Source organism: Nonomuraea sp. NPDC048882 (assembly GCF_040649755.1).
GTDB lineage: Bacteria > Actinomycetota > Actinomycetes > Streptosporangiales > Streptosporangiaceae > Nonomuraea > Nonomuraea maheshkhaliensis.
In genome coordinates this window covers 189,651-205,196 of record NZ_JBEZGB010000010.1, presented here as the reverse complement: position 1 = coordinate 205,196, position 15,546 = coordinate 189,651, and the positions used below count along the sequence as shown (strand labels likewise).

Here is a 15,546-nt window from a genome sequence, read left to right as displayed (position 1 = left end):
GGGAATCTCCATTCGATTCCCCCCTTCCGGCGCCGATTTCCGGTGTATCCTCGTGGCAAAGAAAAGCACGGGACCGGAGATGTACTGAATCCCCGGTCCCTACCTACAAAGGTAGAGGATTCAATCGTGAGTATCAAGGAAGACAACATCGAGGAACTCGGCGTCAAGTTCGCCACCAAGATTCACAACGAGTTCGTCCAGACCCGCACCGACCAGATCATGATGGGCGAAGACCTCACCCGCCGCATCAACGGCGTCTCCAACCAGGTCAAGAACCTGAATGGAACGGTCCAGAAGCTCGATGCCAGGGTCGGGCGTCTCGAGACCGCGGTCGATCAGCTCGGTGTCAAGGTCGGGAGCCTCGAGACCGCGGTCGATCAGCTCGGTGTCAGGGTCGGGAGCCTCGAGACCAAGTTCGACCAGCTCGGTGTCAGGGTCGGGAGCCTCGAGACCAAGTTCGACCAGCTCGAGACCAAGGTCGACGCGGGGTTCGACAAGGTCGACGGACAGATCTCCAGCCTGCAGAAGGGCCAGCTGGAGATGATGAACATCCTCATCGCCATCCAGCGCAAGCTCGACGTCAACTGACCGTGAGGATGTAGCCGCGAGGTTACGAAGAGGGCGGGCCACGTACGCGGCCCGCCCTCTTCGCATGCCTCAGGAGGCGCCGGCCGGCCGGGAGGGTGAGCGGCGAGGCGGCCGGATCTCAACAGGTTCCGACAGGGCCCGCCCGTCTTCGTGACCCGAGTCCGACAGCACCGCTCTCGGGCATTCGTTCCGAAACCGTGCGTTGACAGTGGGAAATGTTCGATTTCTGATGAAAGAAGGTGAGGGAACTCGGGGGAATCTGAAGGGTCCGGCAAGGAGGAACCATCATGGCCCAACGTTCGCCGATCACCCGCCGCGATCTCCTGCTCGGGGCCGCCGCCACGTTCGGCGTGCCCGCCTTACTGGTCGGGTGCGGCTCGGACGCCCCCGCTCCCGCCCCCGGACGGACGGGCGGCGATCTGGGCACGGTCACGATCGGCTCGAACGCCTCCGACGAGATCCCGAAGAAGAGCCTCGACACCGTGATCAAGGGCTTCACCCAGGCCACGACCAGGATCAACACGGTCGACCACAACACCTTCCAGGAGAACATCAACCGCTACCTGCGCGGCACGCCGGAAGACGTCTTCACCTGGTTCGCCGGCTACCGCATGCAGTTCTTCGCCGAGCAGGGGCTGGCCACCGACATCTCGGACGTGTGGCAGGAGATCGGCGGCAACTACACGCAGGCGTTCAAGGACCAGTCGACCGGGGTCGACGGCAAGCAGTACTTCATCCCGTTCACGTACTATCCGTGGGCCGTCTTCTACCGCAAGAGCGTGTGGCAGGAGAAGGGCTACACGCCGCCCGCCACGCTCGACGAGTTCACCGCGCTGGCCAGGAAGATGCGGGCCGACGGGCTCATCCCGATCGCGTTCGCCGACAAGGACGGCTGGCCGGCGATGGGCACGTTCGACATCCTCAACCTGCGCACCAACGGCTACGACTTCCACGTCTCGCTCATGGCCGGCAAGGAGTCGTGGACGGATCCGCGGGTCAGGCAGGTGTTCGACACCTGGCGGGGGCTGATGGAGTTCCACCAGCCGGCGGCGCTGGGCCGTACGTGGCAGGAGGCCGGGCAGTCGCTGGCGCAGAAGAAGACCGGGATGTACCTGCTCGGGATGTTCGTCGCCCAGCAGTTCCCCGAGGCCGACCGCGACGACCTCGACTTCTTCACCTTCCCCGAGATCAACCCGGCGTACGGGACCGACTCGATCGACGCCCCCATCGACGGCTACATGATCTCCGCCAAGGCCAAGAACGTCGAGGGCGCCAAGGCGCTGCTCAAGCACTTCGCCCAGCCCGCCTCGCAGAACATCGCCACCGGGCTCGACCCCGGCACGCTGGCGGCCAGCTCGAAGGCCGACACCTCCGGCTACAGCGCCCTGCAGAAGCGCGGCGCGGAGCTGGTGTCGAAGGCCACGCACATCGCGCAGTTCCTCGACCGTGACACGCGGCCCGACTTCGCCTCCACGGTGATGATCCCGTCGCTGCAGTCGTTCGTCGGCGAGCCGAACGAGATCGACTCTTTGCTGACGAGCATCGAGAAGCAGAAGGCGAACATCTTCCGCTGATGGCCGTCAAGACCCGTCGCTACTCCGCCCGCGACGTGACCGTCCTGGTCATCGGGCTGGGGGTGGCCATCGTCGTCAACGTGGGCCTCATCTGGGGGCCCACGCTGGCCTCCGTCGGGCTCTCCGGCACCGACTGGAACGGCATCGGGCCGATCGAGTGGGTCGGCGGCCGCAACTACCACGACCTGTCGGCCGAGTATCCGCCGTTCTGGTCGGCGGTCCGCAACAACGTGCTGTGGCTGGGCTTCCTGGGGCTGGTCGCGACGCCGTTCGGGCTGTTCTGCGCGGTGCTGCTGGATCGGCGGCTGCGGCTGTCGCGGTTCTACCAGAGCGCGCTCTACATGCCGGTCGTGCTGTCGCTGGCCGTGGTCGGCTTCATCGCGCAGCTCGTCTACTCCTCCGACTACGGCGTGCTGAACGCGGTGACCGGGCTGAGCGTGGACTGGCTGGGCGACAGTTCCATCAACATCTGGGTGGTCATGGTCGCGGCCGCCTGGCGGCACGTGGGCTACGTCATGATCATCTATCTGGCGGGGCTGAAGGCGGTCGATCCGGCGCTGAAGGAGGCGGCGGCGATCGACGGGGCCAGCGAGCGGCAGGCGTTCTTCCGGGTGGTGTTCCCGACGCTGCGGCCGGTGAACGTGATCGTGCTGGTCATCACGGTGATCGAGGCGCTACGGGCGTTCGACGTCGTCTACGCCATCAACAAGGGCAGGAACGGGCTTGAGCTGCTGTCGGTGCTCGTCACGGAGAACATCGTGGGCGAGGCCAGCAGGATCGGGTTCGGCTCGGCGATCGCGGTGATCCTGCTGGCGATCTCGATCGGGTTCATCGTCACGTACCTGTCGCAGCTGTTCAGGGAGGAGCGATGACGCTCACCGCCCCCGCCGCCGCTCCCCCGGCCCAGGAGGGGCCCGCCGCGCCGCGGCGTCCGGTCCGGCCGCTGCGGGTCCTGCTGCACGTCTTCCTGGGGCTGGTGGCGCTGGGATGGCTGCTGCCGCTGGCGCTCGCCGTGTACGCGTCGGTACGGCCGTACGAGGAGACCGCCAGGCTCGGCTACGTCTCGATGCCGGAACACCTCACGCTCGACTACTACGTACAGGCGTGGACGCAGGCCGAGCTGCCGCGCTACTACCTGAACACGCTGATCATCGTGGTGCCCGGCGTGGTGGTGACGCTCTTCCTGGCCTCGTTCACGGCGTTCGCGATCGCCCGGCTGCGCGTGCCGGGGCGCAAGGTCCTGCTGATCGTCTTCACCGCGGGCAACCTGCTGCCGCCGCAGGTGCTCATCACCCCGCTGTACACGTTCTACACGCTCGTCCCGCTGCCCGGATGGCTGTCGGACTCGCAGTCGCTCTACGACTCCTACCTGGGGTTGATCCTCATCCACGTGGCCTTCCAGTTCGGCTTCTGCGTGTTCGTGATGGCGAACTTCATGCGCACGATCCCCGAGGAGATCACCGAGGCGGCGCTGGTGGACGGGGCCGGGGTGTGGAAGCGGTACTGGCGGCTGACGCTGCCGCTGTGCCGGCCGGTGCTGGCGGCGCTGTCGACGCTGCAGTTCACCTGGATGTACAACGACTTCCTGTGGGCGCTGGTGCTGATGTCGTCGGGCGACAAGCTGCCCGTCACCTCTGCGCTGAACAACCTGCGCGGCCAGTTCTTCACCGACTACAACCTGCTGGCCGCCGGGTCGATGCTGGTGGCGCTGCCGACGCTGATCGTCTTCCAGTTGCTGCACAAGCAGTTCGTGGCGGGGCTGACGCTGGGCTCGACGAAGGGTTAGAGGGGGCTAGAGCAAAGCATGGAAGCGGGCGGCCACCTGGTCCCAGGCCCACTCGCGGGTGATCCAGTCGCGCCCGCCCCGGCCCAGCTTGCGGGCCTTGGCGGGGTCGCTCAGCAGCTCCACGACGGCCTGGGCCACCTCTCCCGTGTTCTCGCCGTCGACCACGAGCCCGGTGTCGCCGGGCCGCACCGCGTCCGGCGCGCCGCCGGACGCGCCCGCCACCACAGGCAGCCCGCTCGCGGACGCCTCCAGGAACACGATCCCGAGCCCCTCCACGTCCACCCCTTTCAGCCGGGTACGGCACGGCATCGCGAACACGTCCGCCACCGCGTAGTAGCCGGGCAGGCTCGCCGCCGGAACCGTGCCGGTGAACCTGATCGACTCCCGCCCGGCCGCCAGGCGCTCCAGCGTCCGCCGGTACGGGCCACCGCCCACGAGCAGCAGCACCGCGTCCGGCACCGAGCGCAGCACGTGGGGCCAGGCCCTGATGAGCTGATCCTGGCCCTTGCGCGGCACCAGGCGCGACACGCACACGACCACGGGCCGGCCGGCCAGGCCGAGCGCGGCCCGCAGACCGGGCGGGGCCGCGCCGGGGTGGAACTGCTCGACGTCCACGCCGGGCGCGAGCCGGACGAGCTTGGCCTCCGGAACGGCGGCGATCAGCCGTTCGCGGGTGTAGTCGCCGAGGTAGGTCACGACGTCGGCGTGCGCGCCGATCCTGCGCAGCACCGAGCGGAAGCCCGGCGCGCTCGCCCACGACGCCTCGTGGCCGTGGGTGAGCATCACCACGCGCCGCGCGCCGGCCGCGCGCAGGCGGGGGGCGAGCAGCCCGAGCGGGGCCGCCGCCCCGAACACGACGGTCCGCGCGCCGTGCTCGGCCACGAGCCCGGCCGCCGTGCGGGCGACGGCCGGCGTGGGCAGCATCAGCCGCGTCGGATGCCGGACCACCTGGTACGGCTGGCGCCGGTCGAACTCCGCGCAGCCCGGCCAGGCGGGGGCGTAGACCACCGCGTCCCGCGTACGCAGCGCCAGCCCGTGCACGAACGACTGGATGCCGCCCGGCCTGGGCGGGAAGTCGTTCGTGACGAAGAGCACGCTGTGCGGCCGGCCGCTCGCGGGGTGGGTCACGGTCGCGGGACGCCGTTCAGCTCGGCCCAGGCGCGGGCCAGCGCGATGCGCTGGGGGGCGGAGGGATGGGAGGCATAGAGCACATATTCCACCGCATCCGGCGACAAGTCGGAAATATTGGTCAATGCGAGGCGTTTCTGCATGGCCACGAACGTGGCCGGGTCCCGCGTGAGGTCGAGCGCGTGGGTGTCGGCCCTGGCCTCGACGTGCCGGCTGATCAGGTTCTGGGCGGGGCCGAGGAGCACCGAGCCGAGGGTGATCAGGCCCATGAGCGCGCCGGCCGCGCGGGGGTCGGTGATCGAGGTGACGCCGGTGCGCCGCCGTACCGTGCCGAACAGCAGGAACAGCACGATCACGCCCAGCCCCGACCCGAGCGCGCCGAGAAGCGTGCCGTGCAGCACGTCGTCGTGCTTGGCGTGGCCGAGCTCATGCGCGACGACCAGCGCGACCTCGCGCTCGGGCGCCCGCAGCAGCGTGTCGTAGACGACGATGCGCCGGGTGGCGCCGAAGCCGGACACGTACGCGTTGAGCGCCGTCGTCCTGCGCGAGGCGTCGGCCACCAGCACGTCCTCGACCGGCACCCGGTCGCGCTCGGCCAGCTCAAGCAGCTCGGTGCGGAGCGGGCCCGGCCGCATCGGGGTGAAGTCGTTGAAGATCGGCTCGAACACCACCGGATAGACGAACGACGCCGCCACCGTCAGCGCGAACGCGCCCGCCGCCGCCGGGATCCACCAGCGCCTGACCCTGCGGGCCAGCGCCATCAGGGCCAGCAGCATCACGCAGAGCAGGAACGCCTCCACGCCCATGCTCTTCAGCCGGTCCCCCGCCCAGCTCGACCAGTTCTGGACCGACAGGCCGTAGTCGCGCAGGATCGTCTCGTACCAGACGCCCAGCGGCCACCTGACCAGCTCGGTGATCGCGGTGATCAGCACGACGCCGAGGATCACCCGCAGCCACCACGGGCCTTTCAGCCGCCCTGTCACCTTCGCGCCGAACGGGGTGGCGACGAGGAGGCCGGCGAAGACGAGCGTGAGGGCGAGCGAGAGGTAGGCGGGCAGGCTGGTGGCCGCGTCGAACGCGCGCGCCTTCGCGATCTGGGCGGCGGTGAAGTCGCGGGACGGGTCCGGCGGGCCGCCGATCAGCGCCTGCCACGGCGTGCTGAACACGGCCACGGCCAGGACGGCGAGGCCGAGCAGCACGAGCGTGATCGCCGCCGGCCGCCTGAGGCCGCTGTCGGAATCCGGCTCCCGCTCCCCCACAGCTCCCTCCTCCCCTCCGTCCGGCCTGTCACGCGTCTCTCCAGACCCTGGGGTGGGCCCTGGGGCGGGTTCCGGGGCGGGGGTGGTGTCGCCGGGGCCGGGTGGGTTCGTGGCGGTCACCGCCGTCGTGGTGCCGTCCGGGGGCTCGTCCTGCCTCGGTGAGTCCTCCGTGTCCTGCCGTTCGCTCATCTGGCTCCCCTTCACCCGAGCTGATCCCGCACGTACGCGCGCCACCGTGCCGTCAGTGTGGCGGCCGTGAGTCCCCGCGCGGCGAGCGCCCGGTCGGCGCCGGTCGTCCTGGCCGCGCGGTAGAGCCTCACCAGGGTCTCCTCGCCGAACCGGTCGGCGAGGAAGCGACACGCCAGCCACGCCTCCTGGTACGCACGCGCCGGCCGCGCCGGGTCCCGGCCGTCCGCCGCGAAGTCCGCGGGGCCGGGCAGCGCGTCCGGCAGGCGTCCCGCGCGTACCTCGGCGACCAGTTCGGCGGCGATGGTCGTCACGGGCAGCCCGGCGTCGCGGTAGCCCACGTAGTCGGCGAATCCTTCGTACAGCCAGATCGGGAGCCCGTCGGTGCCCGCTGTGACGTGGGTAAGCTCGTGGGCGAGTACCACGTCCTTGCCGGTGGGGGTGAGGGTGGCGAAGAGCTCGGGAACGACGATCACGCGCCCGCCGTCGGCCAGCGCGGCCAGCCCGTCGACCCGGGCCACCCGCGCCAGGCGGGCGGCGTCCCGGGCGGAGTCCGGCACGATCACCAGCGGGCGCACCGGCCGGCCGAGCACCCGGGCGACCCTGAGCCCGGCCCTGTCGGCCCTCGCCGCCAGCTCCTCCAGCCCGTCGCCACCGCTGCCGTCGCCGTCCTTGCCGCCGCCCTTGTCGTCGCCTGCAGCGCCGCGGGCGTCTTCACCGCCGCTGCCGCCACCGCTGCCGTCGCCGGGGCCCACGACCGTGGAGAGCCGTCCGCGGCGGATCACCGTGCCGCGGCCCGGCCAGAGGTCGCGCGCCTCCGGGGGAAGGATCGGGGAGTCGTGGAGCGGCGCGCCGCCGGAGGCGATGAGCAGCAGGCAGGCCACCACGGCTCGTCGGCTCACCTGCTCGGACACGAAGCCCGATCGTAGCCGGACCCGCACGGACTTCATCCCGGCCGATCCGCCGCCGCCCACGCGGGCCGGTCCACACCGCCGTTCCGGCCGCCCGGCCCCACAGGGTGACACGGACGTGCCATGGGGATCCTGAACGTGCCCTGGCGTGCCTCGCGGGTGGCCGTAGGTGCGCCGTGAGGGCCGGGGACGGGCCGGGGGCGGCCCTGGACGTGTGAGAGGCGCCTTGGACGTGCGAGAGCCCCGTCCGGATCCGGGAAGGCTTTCCGTGGATCCGGGCGGGGCTTCTTCACATGCCGGGACGGACCGCGCCGACGAATGACGACCGGCGCCAACCGCCCAGCTTGTCGATGCGCACCCGTTCGCCTGTCCGAGGCGAGTGGATCATCTTGCCCTTGCCGACGTACATGCCGACGTGGCCGAGCCCGTTGAAGAACATGAGATCACCGGGCTTCAACCGCCGCCAGGAGATCTTGTTCCTGATGCGGGCGAACTGGCTGCTCGCCACCCGCGGGAGCTTCACTCCGGCTCTCTTCCAGGCGAACTGGACGAGACCGGAGCAGTCAAACGAACCAGGTCCTGTGGCTCCGTATCGGTACGGGTCACCGATCTGGTTCTTGGCCACGGCGACGGCCTTGCGGGCCTTCGTTTGCTGCCGAGCGACCTTGGCTGCCCTTCGCTGGGCGGCCGTGACCTTCTTCGAGGTCTTGGCGGTGGTTTCCGCCTTCACCGTCGTGACGGTCGATTCGCTCGTCGTCTCCGCCTGAGCCGTTGGGGCAAGGAGGATGGAACCTCCGGCCGTCACGGTCATGGTGAGCGCTACGCCACTCAGGGCAAGGCGGGACAGACGGGGGTTATGCAGGGAGCTGGACAGGATTTCTCCTTGTGTCTTCCACGAACGCCTACCGGGTTAGCTGACGGATTCGGGCCTGGAAGTCGCCCTACGGCGCGATAAGCGCGCCGATTCACCCCTGATCCCTGGGGAAACGTGGGATCGCTGGGTCCCCGGCTCCGTGCCTCCTGGCTGCACGGATTGGGCAGGTCGAAGCCCCGATGAAATGACATGGGGATATCGGGGAACGACCGGCGGATTTCTATCTGTCGCACATCGAGAGGGGACCGATGCGGGTTCGCGGGGCCATGGCTTGTGCACCGCGACGACGCCAGAAGCTACGCCGAAAGTTCAAGGATCGGCAAAGCGTGAGCCCGGCTGTAAAGATCAGACAGAGGACTTTGTCAGGTTCGAAACCCCTGCTGGAACACCAGGTTATGTTATGGAAATGTGACCCTGCTCACACTTGAGCGGGCCCAAGATTGTCAGGTCCAAGTTGTCGCTTATGTCACAGATTTCCCGTTTAAATCACGCGTTCGGGACCTGGGAGCGCTCCCGAGGCTTGTGCCCGCCTTAAGGGAGAGTCACGGCAGATTTCCGGATATGTACGGCGGCGGCCGTAGGCATCAACACAGGCCACAAGGCATTCCAGAACGCGACTCCGTCTCACGAACGATGATCCATAGTAGGATGAGGCAGAAAAAATCCCGCCGCCGGCCGAGAGCGGCCGGACGGCGGGATCGGAAACCGGCGCTACGGACGCACGGCCCCCACCAGCGTGCTGCCGTACGACGAGAGCTTGACCACCTTGACGACGTCACCCGTCTGCGGCGCGTGCACGATCTGCCCGTTGCCCGCGTAGATGCTGACGTGCCCGAGCCCCGCGCTGAAGATGAGGTCACCGGGCTGCAGCGACTTGAGGTCCACCTTGCGGTTGGCTCCCCACGCCCACTGCTGCCACGTCGTACGGGGCAGCGAGACCCCGGCCGCCCGCCAGGCCGCCTGGGTCAGCCCCGAGCAGTCGTACGAGCTCGGCCCCGTGGCACCGAACCGGTACGGCTTGCCCACCTGTGCGAACGCGAACCGCAGCACCGCCGCCGCGCTGCCGGAGGCGGGGCCGGTGTACTTCAGGCCCACGCTGTTGGGGTTGCCCGGGTTGTAGGCCCCCAGCTTCTCCAGCAGCTTCTTCTGATCCTTGATCAGCTTGAGGATCTCCGCGCGTTCCTTCTCGACGCCGTCGCGCTCCTTGTCGGCGTCCTGCAGCGCCTTCTGCGCCTTGCCCCGCTCGACCTTCAGGCCCCGGTTCTCCCGGTCGAAGGCCGCCAGCTTCTCGGCCTTCTCCTGCGAGACCTGCCCGGCCAGGGCCAGCCCGGCGAGCATGTCCTGCGGGTTGGGCGCGCCGAAGATGCCGGGCCACGAGGTGACGTCGTTGCCGGCCTGGTAGCTGGAGACCGCCATGCCGACGACCTCGGCCCGCAGGTCCGCGACCGTGGCCAGCTTGCGCTTGTAGCTCGCGTTGAGCTCGCCGTACGTGGACTTGGCCTTCTTGTAGCGCTCGGTCGCCGTGTTGTAGCGGTCGACGACCTTGTCGGCCTTGTCGTTGAGCTTGTCGAGCTTGGCCTTCGCCTGCGCGAGCGTGGGTTTGGGGTCAGCTGTGGCCGCCCCCATGGGGATCAGCATCAGCCCGAACGCGAGACCCGTGGCCACCGGCACCCGGCCAAACCTCACTTTGTCGCCTCCCAGGGATTATATCTGGGGCGAAATAGTACAGAAGTGGCGGGTGTGGTTCGACTAAACCGCCATTTCGTAACTTAGGCGCGACCGAGCCTGCGCAGCAGCAAACCCGACGGAACGGGTCTGGCTCCCATCCGCCGGACGGACTCGGCGACCTCGCGGTCCGACGACACCACGGCGATGGCCCGGCCCGGCGGTTCGGCGCGGACGAGCTGGCGGATGAGGTCGTCGGCGATCTCCCCGGGGGCGCTGAACAGCACCCGTACGCCGCGAGGGGCCACCACCTGCACGGGGGCGTTGAGCTCGGCCCCGTCGAAGACCACGGTCACCTCGACCCTGGTCTGCGCCACCAGCCCGCCGAGCCCGGTCATGAGCCGGTTGCGCTGGTCGGCGAGGGTGAGGGTGCCGTAGCCGGTCTTGGTGACGTTGTAGCCGTCGATGATCAGGTGCACCTGGGGCAGGGCGAGCAGCTGGTCGAGCAGCTGCGGGTCGTCGTCGGCCAGGGCCCGCGCGGGGACGCCGCGCACGCCGGGGCGCTCGCCGGTGACCGCCGCGACCGAGTCGGCGGGCCGGCTGATCGTGGTGGGCAGGGCCAGCTCGCGGCGCAGCCCGGCCGAGGCGTCCTGCAGCGCGTCGAGCAGCACGCGTACGCGGGCGTCCTCGATGCTCCTGCCCTCGCGGGCGGCCCGGCGCGAGGCTTCGAGCTGTTTCTCCACGTCGGCCAGCCGCTCGCGCAGCCGGCGCAGCTCGGACTCGCCCGCGCTGCCCGCGGCGCTGGCGGCGTGCCTGGCCTCCTCGGCGGCCTGCTCCATCTCCTCGGCGCGCCGCACCGCGCCCTTCGCCCGCTCGCGGGCGTCGTGCAGCTTGCGGCGCAGGTCGGAGTTCTCGGCGCGGGCCGCCCTGATCTGCTCGCGCAGCCGGTCGGCCTCCTCCTTGGCGGCGGTCTTCTGCGTGGCCAGCTGCTCGCGCAGCCGGGCCACCACCTCCTCGCGCTCCGAGCCCTCGGCCGCGACGGCGGAGCGCTCCAGGTCGGCGCGGGCGGTCTCGATCATCTCCTCCCAGCCGGGCGGCCGGGTGAGATAGGCCGCCGCGGCCACGAGCACGGGATCGGCGGCGGGCGGCACGTTGCCCTCGGCCAGCGAGGCGACCAGCTCGGGCCAGCCTGCGGCCACCGACTCGGCGACCAGCTCGCGGAACTTCTTGTCGTTCTCCAGCTGCGCCGCGATGGGCGCGCTGCCGAGTTTGGCCCGTTTGCGGGACTCGAACTTGGCGATGCCGCGCAGGGGCGGCGGCACGGAGGCAGCGGGCATCGTCCCGAGGACCTGAGAGGCCAGATCGACCACGTTGAGCCGCACCTGCTCGGGAAGCGGGCGAGACAGGCCTTCACCCGCTGAACTCATCCCACTTGTCCCTTCGTGACATGCCCTTTCAGACAAGGGTACGGCTGTTGCGTACCTGACCGTAACGACCACTCCTATATGGACAAGCGCTTGCTAGGCGGTATACGACTGTCGAAGGGCAGATGTCCATCCGGGAGGCCCGTCGTGACGGAGCAGATGCGCACCTCCACCCGTGACCTGGAAGAACTGCGCCGGCGCGCCACCGTGTGGCTCCGGTCCAAGGTCGGCGACAGCGCCACGGTGTCCGAGATGTCCAGGCCGTCGGAGAACGGCATGTCGAGCGAGACACTGTTCTTCACCGCCACCTGGAACGGGCACGCCACACGCTGCGTGGCCAGGCTCGCACCTGCTCGGGAAGCCGTTCCCGTCTTCCCCTCGTACGACCTGGAGTCCCAATTCGCCATCATGCGCCTGGCCAGGGAAAAAGCTGGGATCCCAGCGCCGCGCACCCTATGGTTCGAGCCGGACCCAGGGCCGCTCGGCACACCGTTCATCGTCATGGAGCGGGCCGACGGCGAGGTGCCGGCGGACGTGATGCCGTACACGTTCGGCGGCTGGCTGTACGACGCCTCCGCCGAGGACCGGCGCCGGTTGCAGGACGGCAGTGTGGCCGTGCTGGCCGCGCTGCACCGGACCGCGTTCACGCCGGCCGAGCTGGCCCCGTTCGGCGCTCCCGGGCTGCGCGCGCACGTCGACGCGCAGCGCGCCTACTACGAATGGGCGCACGGCGCGTACCGCATCCCGCTGCTGGAGCGGGCGTTCGACCGGCTGGAGCGGCTCTGGCCGGACGATCCCGGCCCCGACGTGCTGCTCTGGGGGGACGCCAGGATCGGCAACCTGATGTTCCAGGACTTCACGCCGGTCGCCGTGTTCGACTGGGAGATGGCCGCCGTGGGGCCGTGCGAGCTGGACCTGTCCTGGATGATCTTCTTACACCGCTTCTTCCAGGACCTCACCGCCGGTGCCGGCCTGCCCGGCATGCCGGACTTCATGCGCGCGGAAGACGTCTGCCGCACCTATGCGAACCTGACCGGGCACGAGCCGCGCCACCTGCACTTCTACGAGCTGTACGCCGCCCTGCGCCACGGCATCGTCATGGCCAGGATCTGGCAGCGCAGGATCCACTTCGGCGAGCAGACCAGGCCGGACGACCCCGACGACATGGTGTTGCACCGGGCCACCATCGAGGAGCTGCTGGCCGGCTACGAACCCGCGTCGTAGACGAGCAGCGCCACCTGGACCCGGTTGTTGAGCTCCAGCTTGGTCAGGATCCGCGAGACGTGCGCCTTGACCGTGGGCACGCTCATGAACAGCTCACGCCCGATCTCGGCGTTGGACCTGCCCTGACCGACGGCCATGGCGACCTCGCGCTCCCGCTCGCTCAGCCGGTCGAGCAGCTTCCTGGAGCGCTGGGCGCGCTCGTCGGCGCCGCCGTCGGACACGTGGGTGATGAGCTGCCTGGTCACAGCCGGCGACAGGATCGGCTCGCCCGAGGCCACCTTCCTGATCGCCTGCACCAGGTCGCCCGGCGCGATGTCCTTCAGCAGGAACCCGGCCGCCCCCGCGCGCAGCGCCCGCAGCACCTGGGCGTCGGCGTGGAACGTGGTCAGCACCACCACCTCGGGCGGCGCGGCCCTGCGGCGCAGCGTCTCGGTGGCGGTGAGCCCATCGATGCCGGGCATGCGGATGTCCATCAGCACCACGTCGGGCCGGTGCTCGGCCACCAGGGGCGGCACCTCGGAGCCGTCACCGGCCTCCGCGACGATCTCGATGTCGGCCACGCCGCCGAGGATCATCGACAGCCCGGCGCGCACCATCGCGTCGTCGTCCACGATCAGCACCCTGACGGGCGGCGCGCCGGCCTGCTCTCCAGCGGGCGTGCTCATGTGTCGTCCTCCCGAGTCGTCTCCACCGGCCACGGCAGCCAGGCGCGTACCACGAACTCCCCCTGCGGCGTCGCGCCGTGCTCAAGCCGGCCGCCCGCGAGCTCGGCCCGCTCGGTCAGCCCGATCAGCCCGGCCCCCGCGCCCGGGATGCGGCCGGGAAAGCGCGCGGACTGGCGTGCCCACAAGGGGTTGCTCACCTCCACCGACAGCTCCTTGCCCGGCTCGCCCGTCACGGCGACGCGCACCGGCGCCCCGCCGGCGTGCTTGCGCGCGTTGGTGAGCGCCTCCTGCACGATGCGGTAGAGATTACGGCCGAGCCCCTCGGGCGCGCCGGAGACCCGCAGGTCGAGCCGGACGTCCATGCCCGCGTGGCGGCACTCCTCGACCAGCGAGGGCAGGTCGGCGAGCGTGGGCTGCGGCCGGTCGGGCACCACGTCGTCGCCGTCGGGGGCGGAGTGGCGCAGCACGCCGATCACCTCGCGCAGGTCCTGCAGCGCCAGGTGGGCGTTGGTCCTGATGGCCCCGGCCGCCCTGGCGATCTCGGCCGCGGGCGCGTCGGGCCGGAACTCCAGCGCGCCCGCGTGCAGGCTGAGCATCGAGATGCGGTGGGCCAGCACGTCATGCATCTCCCTGGCGATGCGCTCGCGCTCCAGCCGCTTGGCCTCCTCGGCGGCGCCGTCGGCGCGCTGCCTGAGCGACCAGACGAGCTGGCGCCTGGCCCTGACCACGACGCCCCAGGCGAAGATGGCCAGCACGGCCGCCACGCCGAACGCCGCCGCCCAGCCCTTCTCCACGTCGGTGGGCGGCCGCAGGGCGACGTAGGGGGCCAGGGTGAGCAGGTTGAACAGGGTGATCGGCCCCGACACCTTGAACGGCCGGTGCACCGCCACCGTGAACAGCGCCACCACCGCGGCACCGCCGGCCAGCTCCAGATAGGACGAGAGCAGGGCGCTCACCACCGCGAGCGCGACCGGCCACCTGCGCCGCAGCCACACCGACACGCACGACAGCGCGCCCGTCACCTGCTCGGCCGCCATCAGCGCGTTCGGCTGGTCCTGGGCGTCGAGCTCCACCAGGGAGTAGAAGGTCAGGGCGCAGGCGAACAGGAACATGGCGGTGTCGACGATCCAGTCACGGGTCGAGCGCCGCACCCGCTCGCCCGTGCTGCCGTCGCCGAGCAGCACCGACGGCAGCGCCCACCGGTATTCGGGGGCGCGGAGGCCGTCTTCCAGCGGTCGCGTCACGTTCATCGAGGTTACGGCCTGTCCGGGCGCGGCGACAGCGACCAAAGTCGGTGTCCGCGCAGACCTCCGGCGGACGCGGGGACGGTGCCGGCGCGATGAGACTGACGGCATGCAAGCGGCATTGACGGCAATCGGCTGGCTGCTGCTCCTCCAAGGGGCAGGCGGCCTGATCAACTCGCTGCTGGGCTGGTGGTGGTGGGCGCGCGACCTGCTCGTGGTCAACCTCCTTCCCGTGCTGCGGGGATATGAGGTGTTCGTCTCCATCGTGCTCGGCGTGCTCGGCTTCGTGCTGCTCGCCGTCAGAGCGTCCGCGAAGCGGGCGGAGGAGGAGGGATGATGAGCGCGACCACGTTGCGGCCGCCGCGGCACCGGGCCGATCCGCGGGCGGTGGGGTGGTGGACGGTGCAGTGGCTGATCCTCATGGTGCCGGTGGCGGGGGCGGCCGTGGTGGCGTACTGGTTCCTGACGGAGCGGCCGCTCTGGCTGGGGGTCATGGCCGCGGTGTTCGCGGCGGGCTGCCTGCTGCTGGCCGTGGTGGCGCCGCGGGCGGCGTACCGGGTGGAGCGGTGGGAGGTCACCGACCAGGCGGTCTACACGCGCAAGGGCTGGCTGACGCACACCTGGCGGGTCGCGCCGATGTCGCGCATCCAGCGGGTGGACACCGCGAGGGGGCCGGTCCAGCGGTTGTTCGGGCTGGCGGACGTGACGGTGACGACGGCGTCGTCGGCGGGGGCGGTCAAGATCGAGGCGCTGGACCACGAGGTGGCCGCCGACCTGGCCGAACGCCTGACCGCGCTCACCCACGCCACGCAAGGGGACGCGACGTGACCACCCACCGGCACACCACGACCGCCCGCTCTCCGGGCCATGAAGCCGGACCCACCGCGGGGGCCGGCATCGGGTTCACGACCGACGCCGACGCGGGTCTCACGGCAGCGGCCGGCGGCGCTGCCGAGGTCAGCGGCACTGCGGAAGCGGGCGGCGCGGCCGAATTGGATGGCGCGCCGGAATCGAATGG

At 70.3% G+C, this 15,546-nt stretch carries 15 protein-coding genes and 1 riboswitch; of the genes, 7 read left to right on the top strand and 8 right to left on the bottom strand.

Features of this window, described 5'->3' with window-relative positions; translation table 11 throughout:
- Nucleotides 1–126 precede the first annotated feature (126 nt).
- The 4 genes from AB0C27_RS32955 to AB0C27_RS32940 all read left to right on the top strand — a co-directional run bounded on the left by AB0C27_RS32955 (nt 127) and on the right by AB0C27_RS32940 (nt 3,948).
- Nucleotides 127–588, top strand: coding sequence for a hypothetical protein (locus tag AB0C27_RS32955; RefSeq protein WP_357851944.1), 462 nt, complete (start codon nt 127–129; stop codon nt 586–588).
- A gap of 287 nt (nt 589–875) precedes the next feature.
- Entirely contained in the window at nt 876–2,162 is a 1,287-nt protein-coding gene (locus AB0C27_RS32950) for an ABC transporter substrate-binding protein (RefSeq protein WP_357851941.1), read from the top strand.
- Entirely contained in the window at nt 2,162–3,034 is an 873-nt protein-coding gene (locus AB0C27_RS32945) for a sugar ABC transporter permease (protein WP_357851939.1), read from the top strand. Before AB0C27_RS32950 ends, AB0C27_RS32945 begins: the two co-directional genes overlap by 1 nt.
- Nucleotides 3,031–3,948, top strand: a complete 918-nt coding sequence (locus AB0C27_RS32940; protein ID WP_357851936.1) for a carbohydrate ABC transporter permease — start codon at nt 3,031–3,033, stop codon at nt 3,946–3,948. The genes AB0C27_RS32945 and AB0C27_RS32940 overlap by 4 nt, the downstream gene beginning before the upstream one ends.
- 6 nt (nt 3,949–3,954) lie before the next feature.
- On the opposite strand, the gene AB0C27_RS32935 is transcribed toward AB0C27_RS32940, so the two are convergent.
- The 6 genes from AB0C27_RS32935 to AB0C27_RS32910 all read right to left on the bottom strand — a co-directional run bounded on the left by AB0C27_RS32935 (nt 3,955) and on the right by AB0C27_RS32910 (nt 11,398).
- Entirely contained in the window at nt 3,955–5,076 is a 1,122-nt protein-coding gene (locus tag AB0C27_RS32935) for a glycosyltransferase family 4 protein (protein ID WP_357851933.1), read from the bottom strand.
- Entirely contained in the window at nt 5,073–6,524 is a 1,452-nt protein-coding gene (locus AB0C27_RS32930; RefSeq protein WP_357851930.1) for a M48 family metallopeptidase, read from the bottom strand. The genes AB0C27_RS32935 and AB0C27_RS32930 overlap by 4 nt, the downstream gene beginning before the upstream one ends.
- A gap of 11 nt (nt 6,525–6,535) precedes the next feature.
- On the bottom strand, nt 6,536–7,435 hold the full coding sequence (locus AB0C27_RS32925; RefSeq protein ID WP_357851927.1) for a hypothetical protein: 900 nt from the start codon (nt 7,433–7,435) through the stop codon (nt 6,536–6,538).
- Nucleotides 7,436–7,721: 286 nt separating this feature from the next.
- Entirely contained in the window at nt 7,722–8,243 is a 522-nt protein-coding gene (locus tag AB0C27_RS32920; protein ID WP_357851924.1) for a C40 family peptidase, read from the bottom strand.
- 73 nt (nt 8,244–8,316) lie between these two features.
- Nucleotides 8,317–8,482: riboswitch (cyclic di-AMP (ydaO/yuaA leader) on the bottom strand.
- A gap of 535 nt (nt 8,483–9,017) precedes the next feature.
- The gene (locus AB0C27_RS32915) at nt 9,018–9,992 is read right to left on the bottom strand and encodes a C40 family peptidase (protein ID WP_357851921.1); all 975 of its coding nucleotides are present in this window, start codon (nt 9,990–9,992) and stop codon (nt 9,018–9,020) included.
- Between the two features lie 83 nt (nt 9,993–10,075).
- Nucleotides 10,076–11,398 (bottom strand): NYN domain-containing protein, encoded by a 1,323-nt coding sequence (locus tag AB0C27_RS32910; RefSeq protein ID WP_357851918.1) that lies wholly within the window; start codon nt 11,396–11,398, stop codon nt 10,076–10,078.
- 144 nt (nt 11,399–11,542) lie between these two features.
- Here AB0C27_RS32910 and AB0C27_RS32905 point away from each other — a divergent pair, with 144 nt between their 5' ends.
- Nucleotides 11,543–12,619: a phosphotransferase family protein gene (locus AB0C27_RS32905; RefSeq protein WP_357851915.1), complete on the top strand. Its 1,077-nt coding sequence runs from the start codon at nt 11,543–11,545 to the stop codon at nt 12,617–12,619.
- Here the strand turns inward: AB0C27_RS32905 and AB0C27_RS32900 are convergent.
- Both AB0C27_RS32900 and AB0C27_RS32895 read right to left on the bottom strand, forming a co-directional pair.
- Nucleotides 12,601–13,284 carry a response regulator transcription factor gene (locus AB0C27_RS32900; RefSeq protein WP_357851912.1) on the bottom strand — a complete coding sequence of 228 codons (684 nt, stop codon included), beginning with the start codon at nt 13,282–13,284 and terminating at the stop codon, nt 12,601–12,603. The genes AB0C27_RS32905 and AB0C27_RS32900 overlap by 19 nt on opposite strands.
- Nucleotides 13,281–14,534, bottom strand: a complete 1,254-nt coding sequence (locus AB0C27_RS32895) for a histidine kinase (protein ID WP_357851909.1) — start codon at nt 14,532–14,534, stop codon at nt 13,281–13,283. Before AB0C27_RS32895 ends, AB0C27_RS32900 begins: the two co-directional genes overlap by 4 nt.
- Nucleotides 14,535–14,637: 103 nt before the next feature.
- Between AB0C27_RS32895 and AB0C27_RS32890 the strand changes: the two genes are divergently transcribed.
- Complete coding sequence (locus tag AB0C27_RS32890; protein WP_357851906.1) at nt 14,638–14,865, top strand: hypothetical protein; 228 nt, start codon at nt 14,638–14,640, stop codon at nt 14,863–14,865.
- Entirely contained in the window at nt 14,865–15,356 is a 492-nt protein-coding gene (locus AB0C27_RS32885; protein WP_357851903.1) for a PH domain-containing protein, read from the top strand. Before AB0C27_RS32890 ends, AB0C27_RS32885 begins: the two co-directional genes overlap by 1 nt.
- Nucleotides 15,357–15,546: the final 190 nt, after the last annotated feature.